The following is a 2,310-nucleotide window of genomic DNA, read 5'->3' as shown; positions in this document are numbered from 1 at the left end:
TTTTGATTATTCTTCTTTCCATATTGACATTCTGCTTCCATAGTTCATTGTGACCTATTACTATTGTATCAATATTGTTTAACAATGCATAATTAACAACTCCTATTGACAACTTATGGAATAAATCATTTATTTCTCTATTTCTTTTGTCTGTTATTAATTTCATCATTTTTGTATATCTTGAATACTTCTTATTATGCTTGTTCTGTATATCATTTATGGATCTAAGTTTGGAAATCTGCTTATTATAGAACTGATTAATTGATTTGACAACACCGCCCTTAACAATAACAGGATTTAAACCAGTATTGTTTGATATAGATACGATGTTGTCAACACCAACATCTATTCCCATAATATTATTATTTCTTATTAATGGCCCATTAATTTCCTTCTTATAAACTATCTCTATATTATATCCGTTTCCGTGAGGTATAATCCTTACCTCTCTTAAATTAACATTATCATCTACCCTTGTCTTCACCTCTAAATTTATCATTTTTGGAAAATGCAATATTCCATTCTCTATATGGCACTGCTGGTTGGTGAATATTAAAATGAATTCACCATCCTTATCCTTATAATGTGGAATATTTGGCTTTCCCAGAAAATCCTCTGGATGTTTATAGTATTCTCTTAATGCTTTAAAATATGAGAACCACATTGTTCTGAATGTCTTTATTATCCATTGCAGTGTTTGTTTAGGCAAAACATTGTTTTCTGGACTTACATTATTATATAATGTTGTTTCAGAAGGTACAACGTCATTCTTTTTTATCTTTGTCTCTCTGTATATTTTAGAATTCTCAAAGTATTTCTGCCTTGTTATGTAGTCAAATTCATTGAATATATTTTTAGATATGTGTGTAAAATAATATAAGCCGCATTTTGTATGTATTATTTCAGTCCTTGTTGCTTCCATAACCCACCTCAACTGAATGATTCCTTCTCTTTGAATACATCTTCATGGAATAGCAGTGGATCATTGATATTATCTCTTCAAACACCTCTTCTGAATCAAGCTTCGTGCTGCCAATCTCTGAAATAATAACTATCTCTGTTCGGTACTTCCGGAAGAGGTAACTGAATAATTCGAATCCTACCCTGCTCAATCGATCCTTATACGTTATGACTACCTTTTCAACTTTATTGTTCATGATCTCATCAAGCATCTCGAAGAATCCTTTCCTTTTCTCGAATGAGATGCCTGAAGCTATATCCGAATATATTGCGTTTATGGTGTAACCGTTCATGAAGCACCACTGCTTCATCTGATCAATCTGGTTCTGCAGGTCATTCTTTTGCTTATGTGTAGATACCCTTGCGTAGAGAACTGTCTTTCTTTTTACATTCTTGTTGAGTATCTTGTAAACATCCTCTTCGTTGTAATCATACCGCTTGTTAGGCATCACAGTGTACCTGATCCTGCCATCATGTGCATAGACATGAAGCGTCTTTCTGGATATCTGTAACAGGTTCAGGACTTCTTCAGCTTTCATTTCAATAACATATATATTATATGTATATAATGTTATCGTTATCATAGACTATATATTTTTTTTGAATTTCCTATATAATATGGGATATTACAGGAATTTTATCTGATTTTTGGGAGAATTTATGGTATTTTTTATATATAGAATAGTTGCAATAGAAATTTTTATGACAAATTTATTATTTATCAAGATTTTCTTTAAATTCCCCAGACCGCCTTTCTATTATGGCTATGATTTCATCTATATCATCTTCTTGCAGCATGAAATTCTTGTTTATTGTTTTATTTTTATCAATGACTCCCATTGTAAAGCTTCCGAAAATATAGCCCTTGATAAATGCCACAAATTCATCTTTATTTTTAAAATTCCATAATTTATATGTTTCCTTTGAATTAAGCTCAAGTTCATCTATAAAATTTTCAAGGTCTCCTCTCTCCTGCGATTTTAATACCATGAATATAATAATAGATTATAGAATAAATATTTTATGGGAATTAATATGTGATTATCTATATTATAAATCACACTTTCCAGTTGGACATGCAGGATCAAAGGTTGCGTCCAGTTTTAACAGTTTATCAGGCATCTTCATTGTGAGGTCAATTTTTTTTTCCTCATCGCTCTTTTTCTGGTTTGTGCCAGTATATAGCACCTGCTGTGTCTTGCTCCTGTCCCGGTATACAGTTATCCCCTTGCAGTGCAATTCTTTAGCGAGGCGGTATGATTTAGCTATGTCCTCTGGCGTTGCCTCATATGGAAGGTTGATTGTTTTTGAAACTCCAGAATCACAGTATCTCTGGAATGTCGCCTGCAT

3 protein-coding genes and 1 pseudogene are annotated in these 2,310 nt (G+C 32.3%); all 4 read right to left on the bottom strand.

The genetic code is table 11. The features are described from left to right. Positions 1-922: RNA-guided endonuclease TnpB family protein (locus AMDU4_RS08875; protein WP_290704799.1), on the bottom strand; the 922-nt coding region annotated here is incomplete at its 3' end. After that, complete coding sequence (locus tag AMDU4_RS08870) at positions 903-1,499, bottom strand: IS607 family transposase (RefSeq protein WP_290704423.1); 597 nt, start codon at positions 1,497-1,499, stop codon at positions 903-905. The genes AMDU4_RS08870 and AMDU4_RS08875, both read right to left, overlap by 20 nt. Positions 1,500-1,674: 175 nt before the next feature. Then, entirely contained in the window at positions 1,675-1,950 is a 276-nt protein-coding gene (locus tag AMDU4_RS08865; RefSeq protein ID WP_021787572.1) for a hypothetical protein, read from the bottom strand. Between the two features lie 60 nt (positions 1,951-2,010). Then, positions 2,011-2,310, bottom strand: a pseudogene (locus tag AMDU4_RS08860) (ribonucleotide-diphosphate reductase subunit alpha); the annotation flags it as partial.

The organism is Ferroplasma sp. Type II (assembly GCF_000496155.1).
Note: the sequence above shows the minus strand (reverse complement) of the source record. Positions and strands in the feature narration are given on the sequence as shown.

What these genes read in the sequence shown, in the direction of transcription:
- AMDU4_RS08870 (WP_290704423.1), bottom strand. Translation starts at nt 1,499, where the DNA reads ATGAAAGCTGAAGAAGTCCTGAACCTGTTACAGATATCCAGAAAGACG.
- AMDU4_RS08865 (WP_021787572.1), bottom strand. Translation starts at nt 1,950, where the DNA reads ATGGTATTAAAATCGCAGGAGAGAGGAGACCTTGAAAATTTTATAGAT.